Source organism: Stenotrophomonas sp. MMGLT7 (assembly GCF_021168555.1).
GTDB lineage: Bacteria > Pseudomonadota > Gammaproteobacteria > Xanthomonadales > Xanthomonadaceae > MMGLT7.
In genome coordinates this window covers 33,086-50,528 of record NZ_JAJOZS010000006.1, presented here as the reverse complement: position 1 = coordinate 50,528, position 17,443 = coordinate 33,086, and the positions used below count along the sequence as shown (strand labels likewise).

The 17,443-nt window shown below is 71.2% G+C and carries 18 protein-coding genes and 1 tRNA gene; 1 reads left to right on the top strand and 18 read right to left on the bottom strand.

From position 1 onward, the window contains the following. Positions 1-28: 28 nt before the first annotated feature. The 12 genes from LRX76_RS09640 to trpB all read right to left on the bottom strand — a co-directional run bounded on the left by LRX76_RS09640 (position 29) and on the right by trpB (position 9,478). Positions 29-778 (bottom strand): NADH-quinone oxidoreductase subunit C, encoded by a 750-nt coding sequence (locus LRX76_RS09640; protein ID WP_231804533.1) that lies wholly within the window; start codon positions 776-778, stop codon positions 29-31. Positions 779-810: 32 nt separating this feature from the next. After that, positions 811-1,365 (bottom strand): NADH-quinone oxidoreductase subunit B, encoded by a 555-nt coding sequence (locus LRX76_RS09635; protein WP_231804531.1) that lies wholly within the window; start codon positions 1,363-1,365, stop codon positions 811-813. Beyond that, positions 1,356-1,712 carry an NADH-quinone oxidoreductase subunit A gene (locus tag LRX76_RS09630; protein ID WP_231804529.1) on the bottom strand — a complete coding sequence of 119 codons (357 nt, stop codon included), beginning with the start codon at positions 1,710-1,712 and terminating at the stop codon, positions 1,356-1,358. The genes LRX76_RS09635 and LRX76_RS09630 overlap by 10 nt, the downstream gene beginning before the upstream one ends. A 106-nt stretch (positions 1,713-1,818) precedes the next feature. Then, positions 1,819-1,903: transfer RNA gene (locus LRX76_RS09625), tRNA-Leu, on the bottom strand. A gap of 47 nt (positions 1,904-1,950) precedes the next feature. Next, the gene (gene secG, locus LRX76_RS09620; protein WP_231804527.1) at positions 1,951-2,364 is read right to left on the bottom strand and encodes a preprotein translocase subunit SecG; all 414 of its coding nucleotides are present in this window, start codon (positions 2,362-2,364) and stop codon (positions 1,951-1,953) included. Positions 2,365-2,397: 33 nt separating this feature from the next. Then, positions 2,398-3,153 carry a triose-phosphate isomerase gene (gene tpiA, locus LRX76_RS09615; protein WP_231804525.1) on the bottom strand — a complete coding sequence of 252 codons (756 nt, stop codon included), beginning with the start codon at positions 3,151-3,153 and terminating at the stop codon, positions 2,398-2,400. A 100-nt stretch (positions 3,154-3,253) separates the two neighbouring features. Next, positions 3,254-4,246 carry a 2-oxoglutarate and iron-dependent oxygenase domain-containing protein gene (locus LRX76_RS09610; protein ID WP_231804523.1) on the bottom strand — a complete coding sequence of 331 codons (993 nt, stop codon included), beginning with the start codon at positions 4,244-4,246 and terminating at the stop codon, positions 3,254-3,256. Between the two features lie 204 nt (positions 4,247-4,450). Beyond that, positions 4,451-5,794, bottom strand: a complete 1,344-nt coding sequence (gene glmM, locus LRX76_RS09605; protein WP_231804521.1) for a phosphoglucosamine mutase — start codon at positions 5,792-5,794, stop codon at positions 4,451-4,453. After that, positions 5,791-6,687: an acetyl-CoA carboxylase, carboxyltransferase subunit beta gene (accD, locus tag LRX76_RS09600; RefSeq protein WP_231804519.1), complete on the bottom strand. Its 897-nt coding sequence runs from the start codon at positions 6,685-6,687 to the stop codon at positions 5,791-5,793. Before accD ends, glmM begins: the two co-directional genes overlap by 4 nt. 212 nt (positions 6,688-6,899) lie before the next feature. Continuing rightward, on the bottom strand, positions 6,900-7,403 hold the full coding sequence (locus LRX76_RS09595; protein WP_269450810.1) for a GNAT family N-acetyltransferase: 504 nt from the start codon (positions 7,401-7,403) through the stop codon (positions 6,900-6,902). Further along, a complete protein-coding gene (gene trpA / locus LRX76_RS09590; RefSeq protein WP_231804515.1) occupies positions 7,393-8,196 on the bottom strand; it encodes a tryptophan synthase subunit alpha in 804 nt (267 codons plus the stop codon). The genes LRX76_RS09595 and trpA overlap by 11 nt, the downstream gene beginning before the upstream one ends. 64 nt (positions 8,197-8,260) lie before the next feature. Next, positions 8,261-9,478 (bottom strand): tryptophan synthase subunit beta, encoded by a 1,218-nt coding sequence (gene trpB, locus LRX76_RS09585; RefSeq protein WP_231804513.1) that lies wholly within the window; start codon positions 9,476-9,478, stop codon positions 8,261-8,263. A 112-nt stretch (positions 9,479-9,590) separates the two neighbouring features. Between trpB and LRX76_RS09580 the strand changes: the two genes are divergently transcribed. After that, the gene (locus LRX76_RS09580; RefSeq protein ID WP_231804511.1) at positions 9,591-10,493 is read left to right on the top strand and encodes a LysR family transcriptional regulator; all 903 of its coding nucleotides are present in this window, start codon (positions 9,591-9,593) and stop codon (positions 10,491-10,493) included. A gap of 92 nt (positions 10,494-10,585) precedes the next feature. Here LRX76_RS09580 and LRX76_RS09575 read toward each other — a convergent pair whose 3' ends face one another. From LRX76_RS09575 to aroC, 6 genes are all read right to left on the bottom strand, one after another. Then, a complete protein-coding gene (locus LRX76_RS09575; RefSeq protein WP_231804509.1) occupies positions 10,586-11,242 on the bottom strand; it encodes a phosphoribosylanthranilate isomerase in 657 nt (218 codons plus the stop codon). After that, the gene (gene truA / locus LRX76_RS09570) at positions 11,239-12,012 is read right to left on the bottom strand and encodes a tRNA pseudouridine(38-40) synthase TruA (protein WP_231804507.1); all 774 of its coding nucleotides are present in this window, start codon (positions 12,010-12,012) and stop codon (positions 11,239-11,241) included. The genes LRX76_RS09575 and truA overlap by 4 nt, the downstream gene beginning before the upstream one ends. A gap of 82 nt (positions 12,013-12,094) precedes the next feature. Further along, on the bottom strand, positions 12,095-13,864 hold the full coding sequence (locus LRX76_RS09565) for a FimV/HubP family polar landmark protein (RefSeq protein WP_231804504.1): 1,770 nt from the start codon (positions 13,862-13,864) through the stop codon (positions 12,095-12,097). Between the two features lie 306 nt (positions 13,865-14,170). Beyond that, positions 14,171-15,196: an aspartate-semialdehyde dehydrogenase gene (locus tag LRX76_RS09560; RefSeq protein ID WP_231804502.1), complete on the bottom strand. Its 1,026-nt coding sequence runs from the start codon at positions 15,194-15,196 to the stop codon at positions 14,171-14,173. Between the two features lie 85 nt (positions 15,197-15,281). Then, the gene (locus LRX76_RS09555; RefSeq protein WP_231804487.1) at positions 15,282-16,328 is read right to left on the bottom strand and encodes a D-glycerate dehydrogenase; all 1,047 of its coding nucleotides are present in this window, start codon (positions 16,326-16,328) and stop codon (positions 15,282-15,284) included. Then, the gene (gene aroC / locus LRX76_RS09550; protein ID WP_231804485.1) at positions 16,321-17,424 is read right to left on the bottom strand and encodes a chorismate synthase; all 1,104 of its coding nucleotides are present in this window, start codon (positions 17,422-17,424) and stop codon (positions 16,321-16,323) included. The genes LRX76_RS09555 and aroC overlap by 8 nt, the downstream gene beginning before the upstream one ends. Positions 17,425-17,443: the final 19 nt, after the last annotated feature.

Sequence of the window (17,443 nt, the reverse complement as noted above, 5' to 3'; positions counted from 1 at the left end):
TGGAAATCGTGGGCCTGTTGCGCCTCGCTCACTTGCTGGCCTCCGTCTGTGCCGCTTCGCCGGCCGCGGTCTGGTAGCGCGCGTCGTCGCGGATCACCCGCGGCACGCCCACGCGCGGCTCGACCGAGGTCACCGGCTCGTAGATCACCCGCTTCTTCTCCTCGTCGTAGCGCACCTCGACGTTGCCGATCAGCGGGAAGTCCTTGCGGAACGGATGGCCGACGAAGCCGTAGTCGGTGAGGATGCGGCGCAGGTCCGGATGGCCGGCGAAGACGATGCCGTACAGGTCGAACGCCTCGCGCTCGAACCAGTTCGCGCCCGGCCAGATGCCGGTGACCGAGGCCACCACCGGCAGTTCGTCGTGCGGCGCGTGGCAGCGCACGCGCAGGCGCTGGTTGTGCTGCAGCGACAGCAGCTGCGCGACCACCGCGAAGCGGCGCTGCGGCACCGGTACCGGCTGCGTGCCCTCGGAGGTCTCGCCGCTGGGGAATTCGCCCCAGGCGAAGCGGCCCACCGCCTTGCCCTCGACGCCGCGGCTGAAGCCCTGCGATGACACGTCGGCGGTGTCCCACTCGTCGCTGCCGTAGCCGAGGTAGTCGAGCCCGCACAGGTCGCTGAGCTGCTCGAAGCCGAATTCGTCGCGCAACGCCAGGCAGGTGGCATGCCACTCGTCGGCCGCCACTTCCAGCGTCGCCTCGCCGCGCGGTTCGACCACGAGGACCTGCGCGCTGGCGAAGCGCGTGCGGAGCCGGTCGATGAAGGATGCTTGCTCTGCCATGGGGCTTGGCGTGCTCTGGGGTTGTCGGGGGGTCAGCGCGCGATGGTCTGGGTTCGCCAGATCTTCTTCTGCAGCTGCAGGATGCCGTAGACCAGCGCCTCGGCCGTCGGCGGGCAGCCGGGGACGTAGACGTCGACCGGCACCACGCGGTCGCAGCCGCGCACCACCGAGTAGGAATAGTGGTAGTAGCCGCCGCCGTTGGCGCAGCTGCCCATCGAGATCACCCACTTCGGGTCGGGCATCTGGTCGTAGACCTTGCGCAGCGCCGGGGCCATCTTGTTGACCAGGGTGCCGGCCACGATCATCACGTCCGACTGGCGCGGCGACGGGCGGAACACCACGCCGTAGCGGTCCAGGTCCAGGCGCGAGGCGCCGGCGTGCATCATCTCGACCGCGCAGCAGGCCAGGCCGAAGGTCATCGGCCACATCGAGCCGGTGCTGGCCCAGTTCAGCAGCGCATCCACGCTGGTGGTGACGTAGCCCTTCTCCAGCAGCGGGTTCTCGCCCTGCGGACGCAGGATATCGTCCACCCGCCCTTCCGGGATCGGGTTGGTCATCAGGCGATCCAGGGTCTGAATCACTCCCATTCCAGCGCTCCCTTCTTCCAGACGTAGATGAATCCGAGGAACAGCATGCCGACGAACAGGCCCATCGTGACCAGCGAACGCGGGCCGATCTCCATGAACACCTGGGTCCACGGCACGATGAAGATGATTTCCAGGTCGAAGACGATGAACTGGATGGCGATCAGGTAGTAGCGCACGTCGAACTTCATGCGCGCATCTTCGAATGCCTCGAAGCCGCACTCGTAGGGCGAGAGCTTTGCCGAATCGGGGCGGTGCGGGCCGAGGAAACGCCCGATCACCATGAGCGCGATACCGATGCCGGTGGCGACGATCAGGAACAACAGAGTCGGCAGATATTCGGCCAGCACAGCGTTTCTCTCTTGCCTTTGCCCACTGGCACGAGTGCAGTCGGCATGGGGGTGAGGCGAATCCCGCGCATCGGCGATGCACTGCACGGGTTCCGCAGCCTAGCAATGGTGCCCAAGAGGGGACTCGAACCCCTACGACCTAAGTCGCTACCACCTCAAGGTAGTGCGTCTACCAATTCCGCCACCTGGGCTTGCGTCGCGCACCGGCATTCCAGTGCGCGGCGTATTGTAACCGCCTTCAGTCTTTCTGCGATGCCTCGGGAGACTTTTCTTGCGGCGGTGCGGCCTGCGCGGGCGCACTGGGAATCTGCGAAGCGTCCGCGGCCGGAGCCTGCGGCAGCTCGCCGGCCGGCGCGGCCGGGACCGGCGCGGCGGGCAGCGACATCACGCCGAGGTCGGCCTGCGTCGTGGGACGGGCGCTGTGGGTGGCGTACCAGGCCATGAACAGGCTGATGCCGAAGAACACCACCGCCAGCCACTTGGTGGACTTGGAGAGGAAGTTCGAAGCGCCGCGGGAGCCGAACACGGTGCCGGAGGCACCGGCGCCGAAGCCGGAACCGGCGGCCGCGCCGGCGCCGCGCTGCATCAGGATCAACGCGATCATCGCGATGGCGACGAGCACATAGATCACATTGAGGATGGTCATCAACATTGCTTATCCGTCCCCGGACATTAACTGTTTGGGTTAGCGGCTGGCCGCCGCACGCGCGATGGCCAGGAAATCGGCGGCCACCAGCGAGGCGCCGCCCACCAGCCCTCCATCGACATCCGGCTGCGAGAACAGTTCCGCGGCGTTGTCGGGCTTGACGCTTCCGCCATAAAGGATCGGCAGCGAATCGGCGATTCTAGCATCGCGTGCGCGCACTTCGCCACGGATGAATGCATGGACCGCCTGCGCCTGGGCCGGCGCGGCCGTCAGCCCGGTGCCGATGGCCCATACCGGCTCGTAGGCCACCACGGCCTCTTCCCACTCGCCGGGGCCGACCAGGTCCAGCACCGGCTTCAGTTGCCCGGCGATCACGCTCTGCGTCTGCCCGGCCTCGCGCTGCTGCAGCGTCTCACCCACGCAGAGAATCGGCCGCAAACCGGCATGCACCGCCGCGGCGAACTTGCGGGCGACCAGTTCGCTGCTTTCCTGGTGGTACTCGCGGCGCTCGGAGTGGCCGACCAGGGCGTAGCGGGCGCCGACGTCGGCCACCATCGTCGCCGACACCTCGCCGGTGTAGGCGCCCTTCTCGTTGCTGCTGATGTCCTGGCTGCCGAAGGCGATCGGCACGCCCTCGAAATCCTCGACCAGATCGCCCAGGTAGGGCATCGGCGGCAGCACCACCACCTCCACGCCCGCCAGCGGCAGCCCGTCGGCCACCTGCCTGACCAGCGCGGTGGCGAAATCACGGCTGCCGTGCAGCTTCCAGTTGCCGGCGACGATTCTGCGACGCATGGACACCCCTCCAGGACAAAGGTTGCAAGGATAACCGATCGATTGCGCACGCCGTTCCCGGCCGCGGGACGACCTCGCCGGAGCACGCGGCGACTGGCGGCTACTTCAGCTTGATCTCGCGCAGGCGCTGTTCCAGGTAGCCGTGCGCGGTGATCGGCTCGGGATAGCGGCTGGGGTTGTCCGCGCTCACGCACGAAGGCAGCACGTCGATCAGGAAGTCCGGGTTCGGGTGCAGGAAGAACGGCACCGAGTAGCGCGGCTGGCGCGCCTGCTCCCCCGGAGGGTTGACCACGCGATGGGTGGTCGAGGGATACACGTGGTTGGTCAGGCGCTGCAGCATGTCGCCGATGTTGACCACGATGGTGTCGGCGTCGGCGGTGAACGGCACCCACTCGCCCTCGTGCGAGCGCACTTCCAGGCCGGCTGCGCTGGCGCCGACCAGCAGGGTGATCAGGTTGATGTCCTCGTGCGCGCCGGCGCGCACGTTGGGGATGTCGTCGGCGGTGATCGGCGGGTAGTGGATCGGGCGCAGGATCGAGTTGCCGCTGTCGGTCTTGTCGGCGAACCAGTGCTCCGGCAGGCCGATGTGCAGGGCCAGCGCCGCCAGCACGCTGGAGCCGAGCTGGTCCAGCGCCTGGTACAGGCCGTAGCCGTGCTCGCGGAACGCCGGCACTTCCTCCGGCCACAGGTTCGGCGGCATCACCCCGCGGTACTCACTGTCGTCGGCGATCTCGCGGCCGATGTGCCAGAACTCCTTGAGATCGAAGTGCTTGGAGTCCTTGGCGGTCTCCACGCCGAAGGCGGTGTAGCCGCGCGCGCCGCCGCCGCCGGGGACGTGGTACTTGCGCTTGACCTCCTCCGGCAGTGCGAAGAAGGCCTTGAACGCGTCGTAGGCGGCGTCGATGCGCGCCTGCGGGATGCCGTGGTTGCGGATGCCGGCGAAGCCCCATTCGCGGTAGGCCGCCCCGAGTTCGGCGACGAAGGCGTCGCGATCGCTGTCACTGGCCGGATCGATGAAGCGGGCGATATCGAGGGTGGGGATGCGGCTCACCGGCAAGCTCCTGCGGGAAACGGTAGGGACGAGGGCGCGCATTCTCCCACAGGCGCCTGCGACCCGACGAGACGCAGTGCGCCACGGCGGGCGGGCCGCAACCGCCCCGCCCGCCGGAAGCCGTTCACGCCTTGCCGTAGCAGCGACTTCAGTCGCGATGGGGCCTTGCCGGCAAGGCCCCATCGCGACTGAAGTCGCTCCTGCGGGGCCTCGCCCATCGGCAGCCCGGCGGATGGCGGCCGGCCCTCAGGCGACGGCGCGCACGGCTCCGGCCAGGGCATCGAGGGTGGATTGCAGCAGCGCCTCGTCGTCGGCCTCCACCGTCACCCGCACCACCGGCTCGGTGCCGGAGGGACGCAGGAACGCGCGGCCGCGGCCGGCGACCGCCGCCTGCGCCTGCTGCAGCGCCCGCTGCACGCCGGCGTCCTCCAGCACCGCCCTGGCGTTCCTGTCCAGGCGCAGGTTCAGGGTCTTCTGCGGCACCTTGGCCAGGCCGGCCAGGGCCTGCCGCAGGGTCCTGCCCTCATGCCTGAGCGCCTCCAGCACCTGCAGCGCGCTGACGATGGCATCGCCGGTGGTGGCGCGGTCCAGGCACAGGATGTGCCCGGAGGTCTCGCCGCCGAGCACGCCCCGGCCTTCGACCAGCGCCTGGTGCACGTAGCGGTCGCCCACCTTGACGCGCAGGAACGGGATCTCCAGCGCCGCCAGGGCCTGCTCCAGGCCGTAGTTGGTCATCAGCGTGCCGACCACCGCGCCCTGCAGCCGCCCGCGGGCCTTCCAGTCGCGCGCCAGCACGTACAGCAGGTCGTCGCCGTCCACCGGCGCGCCCTGGTCGTCGGCCATCAGCACGCGGTCGCCGTCGCCGTCGAAGGCGATGCCCAGGTCGGCCCCGGCCTGGCGCACCTTGGCGGCGAGGTTGTCGATGTGCATCGAGCCGACGCCATCGTTGATGTTGAGCCCGTCCGGGGCGGCGCCGATGGCGACCACCTCGGCCCCCAGCTCGCGGAACAGCAGCGGCGCGATGTGGTAGGTGGCGCCATGCGCGCAGTCGAGCACCACCTTCAGCCCGCGCAGGTCGAAGCCGCGCGGCACGCTGGCCTTGCAGAACTCGATGTAGCGGCCGACCGCGTCGCGGGCACGCACGGCCTTGCCGAGCCGCTCCGATTCGACCGTGGCGAACGGCTCGTCGATGGCGGCCTCGATGGCGGCCTCGGTGGCGTCGTCGAGCTTCTCGCCGTGGGCGGAGAAGAACTTGATGCCGTTGTCGTAGTGCGGGTTGTGCGAGGCGCTGATGACGATGCCGGCATCGGCGCCCAGCGTGCGGGTCAGGAACGCCACCGCGGGCGTGGGCATCGGCCCCAGCAGTTGCACGTCGGCGCCGGCGGCGACCAGGCCGGCCTCCAGCGCGGACTCGAACATGTAGCCGGAGATGCGCGTGTCCTTGCCGATCACCACCACCGGGCGGTGGCCGCCGCGGGCCAGGGTCCGCCCCAGCGCGTTGCCGAGCTTGAGCACGAAGTCGGCCGATATCACCCCCTGCCCGACGCGGCCACGGATGCCGTCGGTGCCGAAGTACCTGCGCTCGCTCATGCCGCGTCGGCCGCGGCGGCGGTCGCGGCCGGTTTCGCCTGGCGCATCATCATCGCCAGCAGGTCGGCCAGGCGGTCGCGCAGCTCGCGACGGTCGCAGATCTGGTCGATGGCGCCGTGCTCGAGCAGGAACTCCGAGCGCTGGAACCCTTCCGGCAGCTTCTCGCGCACGGTCTGCTCGATCACCCGCGGGCCGGCGAAGCCGATCAGCGCGTGCGGCTCGGCGATGTTGATGTCGCCGAGCATGGCGAAGCTGGCCGACACGCCGCCGGTGGTCGGATGGGTCAGCACCGAGATGTACGGCAGCCCGGCCTCGCGCATGCGCCCGAGCGCGGCCGAGGTCTTGGCCATCTGCATCAGCGAGAACAGCCCTTCCTGCATGCGCGCGCCGCCGCTGGAGGAGAAGCACACGAACGGGCTGCCGATCTCCAGCGCCAGCTCGGCCGCGCGGGCGAAGCGCTCGCCCACCACCGAGCCCATCGAGCCGCCCATGAAGGCGAAGTCGAACGAGGCGGCGACCAGCGGCTGGCCCTTGAGCAGCCCGCGCATGGCCACCAGCGCGTCGTACTCGCCGGTGGCCTTCTGGCTGGCCTTGATGCGGTCGCCGTACTTCTTCTGGTCCTTGAACTTGAGCACGTCCACCGGACCGAGGTTGGCGGCGATCTCGGAGGTGCTGCCGGGATCGAACAGCGCCGCCAGCCGGGCGCGGGCGCGGATGGCCATGTGGTGGCCGCACTTGGGGCACACCTCCAGGTTCTCCTCCAGCTCGGGGCGGTACAGCGCGGCACCACAGTTGCTGCACTTCTCCCACAGCCCCTCGGGGACGTTGCGCTTGCGGGTAGGGGTATGGTCGGTGCGAATGCCCGACGGCATCAATTTGCTGAGCCAGCTCATGCGGGATGCAGTTCCGTTCGCGCGGCCCGGGGGCCGCAAAGGCAAGCATTCTAGCGAAACCGCGATAGTGCATCGCGGCGCGGCGGGTCGCCGCAGCCCCGGCCAGCGGCGGCGGGGCCGTTCCGGCCGCGTCGGCCGGCCCCATGCGGCCGACGCGCGGAGTCCGAGGCATGGTTCCGAACTGCGGCGGGGCGCAACGGCGCTGCCCGGCGTCACCCAGCCCCGCCTGCCCCGGCCAGCGGCTTGCGCAGCACGTGTTGCGGGCCGGCCGGGCCGCCCAGGTAGAGTTCGCCGGCATCGGCGAAGCCCGCGGCCAGGTAGCAGCGATAGGCGCCGGGGTTGCGGCGGTTCACGGTCAGGCACAGCCCGCGCCAGCCCTCCTCCAGCAATGGCCCGGGCAGGGCACGCGCGGCGGCCACGCCAAGGCCGCGGCGCTGCCGGGCCGCGTCGATCAGCAGGCCGCGCACGCCCAATTCGCCGGGCGCGGCGAAGGAATGGGACAGGTGGTAGCTCCGGTCGAGCACGAGGAACCCCACCACCTCGTCCCCGTGTTCGACCAGGCAGGGCACCAGGCCGGCCCCTGCCCCGCGCCACCGCGACGGCGCCGCGGTGAACTCCCGCTGTGCGTCGGGCAGGCGCAATGCCTCGGCAAGATCCCAGTCCCGCCTGCTCGCCAGCGCGCGCAGGCGGACCCAGGGAGCCGGCTCAGGCGGCATCCAGGGCCGTGCGCAGCGGCGCCAGGAACGCCTTCGCACGCTCGCGGACGGCGCGGGTGTCGTCGGCCCCCGCCAGCGCGGCGACCAGCGCGCTGCCGACCACCACGCCATCGGCATCGACGGCCATGGCGGCGGCACTGGCGGCGTCCTTGATGCCGAAGCCGGCCACCACCGGCACCTTCGACTGCCGCCGCAGCTGGCGCAGGCGCTCGCCGGCGGCGCCGGTGTCGAGGCGGTCGGCGCCGGTGACGCCGGCGAAGCTGACGTAGTACAGGTAGCCGCGGGCGTCGTCGCACAGCAGCGGCAGGCGCGCGTCGGTGGTGGTCGGCGCGGCCAGCACGATCAGTGCCAGCCCGGCGCGATCGAAGATGGCGCGGGTCTCGCCGGCCTCTTCCGGCGGCAGGTCGACCAGCAGCACGCCATCGACGCCGGCGGCCACCGCCTGCTCGGCGAAACGGGCCACGCCGTGGATCTCGATCGGGTTGAGATAGCCCATCAGCACCACCGGGGTGGCGGCGTCGTCGCGACGGAACTCGTGCACTGCCTCCAGCACGTAGGCCAGCCCCGCGCCGCGGGCCAGCGCGCGCTCGGAACTGCGCTGGATGGTCGGGCCGTCGGCCATCGGGTCGGAGAACGGCACGCCCAGCTCGATGATGTCGGCACCGGCCTCGACCAGCGCGTGCATCGCCGGCACGGTGGCCTCCAGCGAGGGATCGCCGGCGGTGATGAAGGGGATCAGCGCCTTGCGCGAGGAAGCCCGCAGGCGGTGGAAGGTGTCGTCGATACGGCCCATGGCATGGAATCCGGCAGTGGAAATCGAATGGCCGGCACGCGCCGGCCGGCTGCGAGCGTGCGGCTCAGACCTGCACGCCCTCGCGCGCGGCGATCGTATGCACGTCCTTGTCGCCGCGGCCGGACAGGTTGCACAGCACCAGCTTGTCCTTCGGCAGCTCGCGCGCCAGCTTGATCGCCTGCGCCACCGCGTGGCTGGACTCGAGCGCGGCAAGGATGCCCTCGGTCTGCGCCAGCACGTGGAAGGCGGCCAGCGCCTCGTCGTCGGTGATGCCCACGTAGGTGGCGCGGCCGGCATCGGCCAGGAACGCATGCTCGGGGCCGACGCCGGGATAGTCCAGGCCGGCCGAGACCGAGTGGGTCTCGGTGATCTGGCCGTCGTCGTCGCAGATCACGTAGGTGCGGTTGCCGTGCAGCACGCCCGGACGGCCGGCGGCGATCGAGGCGGCATGGCGCCCGGTGGCGATGCCGTCGCCGGCGGCCTCGGCGCCGTAGATCGCCACACCGGGATCGTTGAGGAAGGCGTGGAACAGGCCGATGGCGTTGCTGCCGCCGCCGACGCAGGCGGTGAGGGCGTCGGGCAGGCGGCCGTAGTCCTCCAGCATCTGCACCCGCGCCTCGCGGCCGACGATGGCGTTGAAGTCGCGCACCATGCGCGGATACGGGTCGGGGCCGGCGACGGTGCCGATGATGTAGAAGGTGTCGGCGACATTGGTCACCCAGTCGCGCATGGCCTCGTTGAGCGCGTCCTTCAGCGTGGCCGAGCCGCTGGTCACCGGCACCACCCGGGCGCCGAGCAGCTTCATCCGGTAGACGTTGATCTTCTGCCGCTCGATGTCGGTGGCGCCCATGTAGACCACGCATTCCAAGCCCAGCCGCGCGGCCACGGTGGCCGAGGCCACGCCGTGCTGGCCGGCGCCGGTCTCGGCGATGATGCGGGTCTTGCCCATGCGGCTGGCCAGCAGCGCCTGGCCGATGGTGTTGTTGATCTTGTGCGCGCCGGTGTGGTTGAGGTCCTCGCGCTTGAGCAGGATCTGCGCCCCGCCCACTTCCCGGCTCAGCCGCTCGGCGTGGTAGATCGGGCTGGGCCGGCCGACGTAGTGCTTGAGGTCCTTGTCGTAGGCGGCGATGAAGGCGGGATCGGCGCGCGCCGTGTCGTAGGCGGCGGCCAGTTCCTGCAACGGGCCGATCAGCGTCTCGGCGACGAAGCGGCCGCCGTAGCGGCCGAAGTGGCCGGAGGCGTCCGGATAGGCATAAAAGTCACTGATCTTGGGGGCGTTCATGGCCTGGGCTTCCATCGGGTTCGCCGGTAGCGGCGAAATGGCGACATTTTAACGCACCCGCAGGCGGTGCATAATCGACAATCGTTCGCCGACACGTGACTTAATCTCACACATGGCCGCCCTGCCCCCGCTCAACGCCCTGCGCGCCTTCGAGGCCGTCGCCCGGCTCGGCAGTCTCACCCGCGCCGCGGCCGAGCTGCACGTCACCCACGGCGCCATCAGCCGCCATCTGCGCACGCTGGAACAGTCGCTGGGCCGGGCGCTGCTGCTGCGGCAGGGGCGCGGCGTGGCGCTGACCGACGCCGGCGAACGCCTGCGCCATGTCGCCGGCGACGCCTTCGCCCAGCTGCGCGAAGGCTGGCAGGCGCTGCAGCGCGAGGGCACCGGGGCACCGCTGGTGCTGGGCTGCTCGGGCAGCGTGCTGGCGCGCTGGATGATCCCGCGGATGGCGGACCTGGAACGCCAGCTGCCGGGACTGCAACTGCACCTGGCCGCGCAGGAGGGCATGCCCGACGCGGCGCTGGCCGGGCTCGACGCCGCGCTGCTGCTGGCCGCCCCGCCCTGGCCCGGGGCATGGCGCGTGCACGAACTGGCCGGCGAGCGCATCGGCCCGGTGCTGGCGGCGGGTCATCCGCTGGCGGCGGGCCTGGCCGGCACCGCCCCGCAGGCATTGCTGGAGCTGCCGCTGCTGCAGGTGGCGTCGCGGCCGCAGGCGTGGCCGCAATGGTCGCAGCGCATGGGCGTGGACCTGGCGACGGCCGACGTCGCGGCCAGCTTCGACCACCTGTACTACCTGCTGGAAGCGGCCAACGCCGGCCTCGGCGTCGCCATCGCCCCGCAGCAGCTGGTGGCCGGCGACCTGGCCGCCGGGCGGCTGGTGGCGCCATGGGGCTTCATCGACACCGGCGGCCACTGGATCCTGGCAACGCCCGCGCGGGTTGCCGATCCCAGGACGGAACGGCTGGCCGCCTGGCTGCGCAGCGAGCTGCAGGCGGCCCCATCTGGAGCGCTGTAGGAGCGACTTCAGTCGCGATGGGGCTCTGCCGGGAAAGCCCCATCGCGACTGAAGTCGCTCCTACGGGTCCTGGCTACGGCATGCGCGTGACCCTAGGAAAGTTCGTGGCAATCGGCGCGCCGCACTTCCTCGACGAAGCGGCGCATCTTGTTGCCGTCCTTGATGCCCGGCTCGGCCTCGATGCCGCTGGACACGTCCACGCCCCACGGCAGGGTGGCGATGATCGCGTCGAACACGTTCTCGGCCTTGATCCCGCCGGCCAGCAGGAACGGCCGGTGCAGGCCGGTCGGCAGGCGCGACCAGTCGAAGGCCTGGCCGGTGCCGCCGCCCTCGCCCGGCGCGTGGCTGTCGAACAGGAAGCCGGCGGCGTTGGGATACTGCAGTTGCAGCGTGCGCGCGTTGATCTCCTCGCGCCCGCCCATCGGCACCGCCTTCAGGTACGGCAGGTTGAAGCTGCGGCAGAAGGCATCTTCCTCCTCGCCGTGGAACTGCAGCAGGGTCGGGCGCACCGCGCGCAGCACCTCGCGCACCTCCTCGCGGGAGTTGTCGCGGAACAGCGCCACCACGTCCACCATCGGCGCGATCGCCTGGCGCATCGCCCGCGCCTCGGCCGGGGCCAGCCGCCGCGGGCTGCCGGCGGCGAACACGAAGCCGACCGCATCCACGCCCAGTTCGCCGGCCAGCCGCACGTCGCCGGCGCGGGTCATGCCACAGAACTTGATGCGGGTGCGGTAGAGCGTACGGTTCATAGCGTGACCTCGGCAGGCAGCTGCCAGTTGGGTGGATACAGCGGACCGACGAACACCAGCCCCTGCGGCGGCGCGGTCGGTCCGGCCACGGTACGGTCCCGGCCGGCAAGCAGTTCCGCGATCCACGCGTGCGGCCGTTCGCCGGTGCCGACCATGATCAGCGAGCCAACGATATTGCGCACCATGTGATGGAGGAATGCATTGGCCTGCACCGCCACCTCCACCACCTCGCCCTCGCGCCGCACCGAGATCGACTGCAGCTCGCGGCGGGCGTGCAGCGCCTGGCACTGTACGCTGCGGAACGCGCTGAAGTCGTTCTCGCCCAGCAGCGCCTGCGCGGCCCGATGCATCGTCTCGGCATCGAGCGGGCGCCGTTCCCAGCTCAGCGTGTGCCGCTCCAGCGCCGGCCGCACCAGGCGATTGAGCAGGCGGTAGCGGTAGCGGCGCGCGCGCGCGCTGAAGCGCGCATGGAAGTCGTCGGCCACCGGCACGCACCAGCGCACGCACACCGATGGCGGCAGGCGCGCGGTGGTGCCCAGCACCCAGCCGCGCGGCGTGCGCGCCGCCTCGCTGTCGAAATGCACCACCTGGCACTGCCCGTGCACGCCGGCGTCGGTACGGCCGGCGCAGACCACGCTCACCGGCGCATCGGCCACCGACGACAGCGCCTGCTGCAGCGCCGCCTGCACGCTGGGGCCGCCGCTCTCGCCCAGTTGCTGCCAGCCCTGGAACGGGCTGCCGTCGTATTCCACGCCCAGCGCGTAGCGCATGCTTGTTCCCGATCCTGTGAAGCGGCGCGGCCGCATCGTGTCTGCCGGCGCGCGCGTCGCGGCGTCGCGCCGGCGTTGCGGCTCAGCCGAGCCGGTTGAGCAGTTCGATCGCCTCGACCCGTGCCTGCGGGTCGCCGCTGGCGGCCACCTCCTGCAGCAGGCTGCGCGCGGTCTCGTTGTCGCCCAGGTCCATGTAGGCCACCGCCAGCTCCAGCCGCTCGCGGCCCGCGGGTGCCGGATTCAGCGGTGCGATCGAAGCGCCCGCGTCGGCCGGAGCCGGCTGTGGGTTCCAGTCCGGGCCGGTCGCATTTCCATCGGCGACCGCGGTGGTATCTGCGGCATGGCCGGCGGTATCGACGGAGGGCTCGTCCCGCGCCATCCACGCCGGCGCCGGCTCCGCCGCGATGTCCTCGTCGGCCGCCGCCTGCTCCTCGCGCTCGTCCAGCGCGGGCAGTTCGGGCGCATCCACGGCACGATCCATCGCCGGGACCGCGGCGGCCAACGCGGAGGCATCGTACTCGCGCGGCAGCGGCGGCAACGGCGAAGGCTTGCGCCGCCGCGCCAGCAGCCAGGCGGCGATCCCGGCGACCACCAGCACCACGCCGCCCCACAGCCACGCCGGCGTCGCCGATGCGTCGGAGGTCTCGGCCAGCCGCTTCTGCGCCGCGGCCAGCTCGCTGTCCTTCATCGCCACCAGCGCCTGCTGCTGTTGCTGCAGCTTTTCCAGCTCGCCGACGCGCGCGCGCAGCTCCTGCAGCTCCGCGTCGCGGGTGGCCAGGTCTTCGCGCGCCTGGCGCAGTTCTTCGTTTGCCGCCATGTCTCCCTCGCCTCCGGCTGCGGTGCCGGACGTGGTTGCTGCATTGTCGCCATCGGCCGCCACGGCGGGTGCGATCTCCAGCCGCGCATCGGCCGGCGTGTTGGCCGCGTTGCCTGCGGCGGCCGGCGCGGATGCGACACCCGCCTCGGCCGGTTGCGGGATGGCGGCACGCGCCTGGCGCCACTGCGCGGTCTGCTCGCGCACCATCGCGGTGGCTTCGGCCGCTCCCACGCGGGCCAGTTCGTCCTGTGCCGGCGTGCGCAGGATCGCACCGGCGCGCAGGCGATTGACGTTGCCGCCGATGAAGGCTTCCGGGTTGGCCCGCAGCAACGCCAGCATCGTCTGGTTGAGGCTGTAGCTGCTGTCGCGCGACATCCGGGCGGCGATGTGCGACAGCGTCTCGCCGGCACGCACCGGTGCGAGGGCGTCGCCGGACTGCGGCCGCTCCGTCTGCAGCGCCGCGGCCGCGACGGGCCCAGGCGCCGACGCCGCCGGCGACGAGGACGGCGCGGGCGTCGCCTCGGGTGCCGCCTCGGCAAGCGGCCGCGGGCGCCCGATCGCGTCGGCGGGGACGGGCCGCGGCGACTGTAGCTGCGGAGCGGCCGCGGCCACCGCGGCGTTGGGCGCATCCACCAGCGCCGAATACTCGCGCACCAGCCGTCCCTGGCCCCAGTCGACCTCGATCAGGAAGCTCAGCGAAGGCGCGTCCACCGGAACCGTGCTGGTGACGCGGATCACCGCGCGTCCCTGGCTGTCCTGGCCCAGCGCGAAATGCAGGTCGTCGACCAGCCCCTGCGGACGCTCCAGGCCCACCCGCGCGAACGTTTCCGCGCTGGCCAGGGCGACGCGGACATCGTCCAGTTCGCCCGGTTCGTTGGAGATGACCGGGATCTCGGCGAGCAACGGCTGCCCGGGCCTGGACAGCACCCGGATGTCGCCCAGCCCCAGCGCCGATGCCACGCCGCTGGCCAGGACCAGCCCGAGCAGCGCGATGGCTTTGAACGGGCGTGCCATGCCCCTGTAGCGTGATTTCATGGCGGCAATATAGCCGGGGTTGCCGCTTTCGAATACCGCGGCACCGGCGCGACGACGCCGGCTGCCGGACTGGCTGCAGGCCGCCGGCATCCTTGCGCATCGCTCCGGGCTGGCGGCCGGGCGCAAGGGCCAGGCCCTGTCCGCACCTGATACCGGCGCGCCGGATTGCCGGCGCGAATACATGGTCCGGACGCCGAAGTCGCGGGGGTCCCCGCTCGCGCGAGGACGAAGGGGGCAGGCCCCACCGGCAAGGAGTGCGCCCCCGAGCGCGCGAGGAAGCGATGGCCGCCCGGGATCGCGCCCGCCTCAGCCCTCCTGCGCCACCAGCTCGGCCAGTTGCACCGCGTTGAGCGCGGCGCCCTTGCGGATGTTGTCCGAGACGATCCACAGGTTGAGGCCGTGCGGATGCGAGAAGTCCTCGCGGATGCGGCCGACGTACACCGCGTCGTTGCCCGAGGCATGGGTCACCGGCGTGGGATAGCCGCCGGCCTCGTGCGCATCCACCACCACCACGCCGGGCGCGCTCTCCAGCAGTTCGCGTGCCTGCGCCGGGGTGACCTTCTTCTTTGTCTCGATGTTCACCGCCTCGGAATGGCCGTAGAACACCGGCACCCGCACCGCGGTGGGGTTCACCTGGATGGCGTCGTCGCCGAGGATCTTGCGGGTCTCCCACACCAGCTTCATTTCCTCCTTGGTGTAGCCGTTGTCGAGGAACTCGTCGATGTGCGGGATCAGGTTGAAGGCGATCTGCACCGGGAAGCGCTGCGGCTCGATCTCCTGGAAGTTGAGCAGCTGGCCGGTCTGGCGGCCCAGTTCCTCCATCGCCGAACGGCCGCCGCCGGAGACCGATTGGTAGGTGGCGACGTTGATGCGCTCGATGCCGTAGGCGCGATGCAGCGGCGCCAGCGCCACCAGCATCTGCATGGTCGAGCAGTTGGGGTTGGCGATGATGCCGCGCGGACGGTTGGCCACCTGCTCCGGGTTGACCTCGGACACCACCAGCGGCACGTCGTCGTCGTAGCGGAACGCCGAGGAGTTGTCGATCACCACCGCACCGGCGGCGGCGAACTTCGGCGCGTACTCCTTGGAGACGCCGCCGCCGGCCGAGAACAGCGCGATGTCCACGCCGGCCGGGTCGAAGGTGGCCAGGTCCTGCACCTGGACCTGCTGGTCCTTGAATGCGACTTCGCCACCGGCCGAGCGCTCGGAAGCGAGCGCATGGAGGGTTGCGACCGGGAAGTCGCGCTCGGCCAGGATGCTGAGCATGGTCTCGCCGACGGCGCCGGTGGCACCGACGACGGCGACGTTGAAACGACGGTTCTGGGTGTTCATGTGGGTCTGGCTCTAGAGGGGAACGAGGGTAGGCAAACGGCGGGCCGGGTCCGGGGAACCTCCCCGTGACGCACGCGGAGGCTCCCTATCGTTTGTCGGCGATGATTTTCTTGCCGCCCACGGCGAAACCGGCGGCTTTGAGCGCCTCGGCATTGAGCGCGGACGGCGGCTCGCCGGCATGCGGGCCGGCGCCGAGCGCGGCGGTCAGGTTGTCCACCGCCAGCGCCACCATCGCCCGCCGCGTGGTCAGGCTGGCGCTGCCGATGTGCGGGGTCAGCACCACGTTGCGCAAGGCCAGCAGTTCCGGGCGCACCTGCGGCTCGCCCTCGAACACGTCCAGCCCGGCCGCGGCCAGGCGCCCGTGCGCCAGCGCATCGGCCAGCGCCAGTTCGTCGACGATGCCGCCGCGGGCGATGTTCACCAGCGTGGCGGTGGGCTTCATCTTCGCCAGCGCCTGCGCGTCGATCAGATGGTGCACGTCCGGCGAGTACGGCAGCATCAGCACCAGGTGGTCGGCCTGCTGCAGCAATGCATCGAACCCGACGTAGCGTGCGCCGAGGTCCCGCTCCACGTCCTGCGGCAGCCGGCTGCGGTTGTGGTAGACCACCTTCATGCCGAAGCCGTGCGCACCGCGGCGGGCGATGCCCTGGCCGATGCGGCCCATGCCGAGGATGCCCAGGGTGCTGCCGTGCACGTCCATGCCGAGCATGGTCTCGAACGACCATGGCCCCCAATGCCCTTCGCGCAGCCAGCGCTCGGCCTCGGTGACGCGCCGCGCGGCCGCCATCAGCAGCGCGAAGCCGAGGTCGGCGGTGGTCTCGGTGAGCACGTCCGGGGTGTTGGTGGCGACGATGCCGGCGCGGCTCAGCGCATCGACGTCCAGGTTGTTGTAGCCCACGCCGAGGTTGCAGACCGCGCGCAGCCGCGGCACGCCGGCGATCTCGGCGGCGCCGACCTTCTCGTTGAGCGAGACCAGGGCACCGTCCACCTGTGCCAGATGGTGTGCCACCTGCTCGGGCGTGTACTGCGTGATGTCGCTGGCGGCGACCACGTCGAAATGCTCGCCCAGCCGCGCGACGAGGTCGTCGAACAGCGGCTGGCTGACCCACACCCGTGGCCGCGGCTCAGTCATCGGCCTGTCCCGGGATGCGCGGGGCGACGTCGCCGACGTCGCCGCACTGGGCGCGATGGCGCAGCGCCTGGTCCATCAGCACCAGCGCCACCATCGCCTCGGCGATCGGGGTGGCGCGGATGCCGACGCAGGGATCGTGGCGGCCGGTGGTGACCACTTCCACCGCGTTGCCGTCCACGTCCACGCTGGCGCCCGGCAGGCGCAGGCTGGAGGTGGGCTTGAGCACGATGGACGCGGCGACCCGCTGGCCGGTGGAGATGCCGCCGAGGATGCCGCCGGCGTGGTTGGACAGAAATCCGTGCGGCGTCATCAGGTCGCGGTGCTCGGTGCCCTTCTGCGCCGCGGCGGCGAAGCCGTCGCCGATCTCCACCCCGCGCACGGCGTTGATGCTCATCAGCGCGGCCGCCAGTTCGCCGTCGAGCTTGCCGTAGATCGGCTCGCCCCAGCCCGGCGGCACGCCGTCGGCGACCACTTCCACGCGCGCGCCGACCGAGTCGCCGGACTTGCGCAACGCGTCCATGTAGGCCTCCAGCTCCGCCACCTGCGCCGCATGCGGCCAGAAGAACGGGTTGGTCTCCACCACGTCCCAGTCGAAGCCGGCCGGGCGGATCTCGCCAAGCTGCGACAGGTAGCCGCGCACGCTGACGCCGAAGCGCTGCGCCAGCCACTTCTTGGCGATCACGCCGGCGGCCACGCGCATGGTCGTCTCGCGCGCCGAGGAGCGGCCGCCGCCGCGCGGGTCGCGGATGCCGTACTTCTGCCAGTAGCTGTAGTCGGCATGGCCCGGCCGGAACTGGCGGGCGATGTCGCTGTAGTCCTTGCTGCGCTGGTCGGTGTTGCGGATCAGCAGCGCGATCGGGGTCCCGGTGGTGACGCCCTCGTAGACGCCGGAGAGGATCTCCACCGCATCGGCCTCGCGCCGGGCCGAGGTGTGGCGGCTCCTGCCGGTGGCGCGGCGGGCCAGGTCGTGGGCGAATTCCTCCGGCGCGATCTCCAGCCCGGGCGGGCAGCCGTCGAGCACGCAGCCGATGGCCGGGCCGTGGCTCTCGCCGAAGGTGGTGACCGACAGCAGCTTGCCGAAGGTATTCGAACTCACGATGCCTCCCCGCTGGCGG

Excerpts from the sequence above, each read along its gene's own strand:
- LRX76_RS09640 (WP_231804533.1), bottom strand. The coding sequence starts at position 778 with ATGGCAGAGCAAGCATCCTTCATCGACCGGCTCCGCACGCGCTTCGCC.
- LRX76_RS09635 (WP_231804531.1), bottom strand. The coding sequence starts at position 1,365 with ATGGGAGTGATTCAGACCCTGGATCGCCTGATGACCAACCCGATCCCG.
- secG (WP_231804527.1), bottom strand. The coding sequence starts at position 2,364 with ATGTTGATGACCATCCTCAATGTGATCTATGTGCTCGTCGCCATCGCG.
- tpiA (WP_231804525.1), bottom strand. The coding sequence starts at position 3,153 with ATGCGTCGCAGAATCGTCGCCGGCAACTGGAAGCTGCACGGCAGCCGT.
- LRX76_RS09610 (WP_231804523.1), bottom strand. The coding sequence starts at position 4,246 with ATGCGCGCCCTCGTCCCTACCGTTTCCCGCAGGAGCTTGCCGGTGAGC.
- glmM (WP_231804521.1), bottom strand. The coding sequence starts at position 5,794 with ATGAGCGAGCGCAGGTACTTCGGCACCGACGGCATCCGTGGCCGCGTC.
- accD (WP_231804519.1), bottom strand. The coding sequence starts at position 6,687 with ATGAGCTGGCTCAGCAAATTGATGCCGTCGGGCATTCGCACCGACCAT.
- LRX76_RS09595 (WP_269450810.1), bottom strand. The coding sequence starts at position 7,403 with ATGCCGCCTGAGCCGGCTCCCTGGGTCCGCCTGCGCGCGCTGGCGAGC.
- trpA (WP_231804515.1), bottom strand. The coding sequence starts at position 8,196 with ATGGGCCGTATCGACGACACCTTCCACCGCCTGCGGGCTTCCTCGCGC.
- trpB (WP_231804513.1), bottom strand. The coding sequence starts at position 9,478 with ATGAACGCCCCCAAGATCAGTGACTTTTATGCCTATCCGGACGCCTCC.
- LRX76_RS09580 (WP_231804511.1), top strand. The coding sequence starts at position 9,591 with ATGGCCGCCCTGCCCCCGCTCAACGCCCTGCGCGCCTTCGAGGCCGTC.
- LRX76_RS09575 (WP_231804509.1), bottom strand. The coding sequence starts at position 11,242 with ATGAACCGTACGCTCTACCGCACCCGCATCAAGTTCTGTGGCATGACC.
- truA (WP_231804507.1), bottom strand. The coding sequence starts at position 12,012 with ATGCGCTACGCGCTGGGCGTGGAATACGACGGCAGCCCGTTCCAGGGC.
- LRX76_RS09565 (WP_231804504.1), bottom strand. The coding sequence starts at position 13,864 with ATGAAATCACGCTACAGGGGCATGGCACGCCCGTTCAAAGCCATCGCG.
- LRX76_RS09560 (WP_231804502.1), bottom strand. The coding sequence starts at position 15,196 with ATGAACACCCAGAACCGTCGTTTCAACGTCGCCGTCGTCGGTGCCACC.
- LRX76_RS09555 (WP_231804487.1), bottom strand. The coding sequence starts at position 16,328 with ATGACTGAGCCGCGGCCACGGGTGTGGGTCAGCCAGCCGCTGTTCGAC.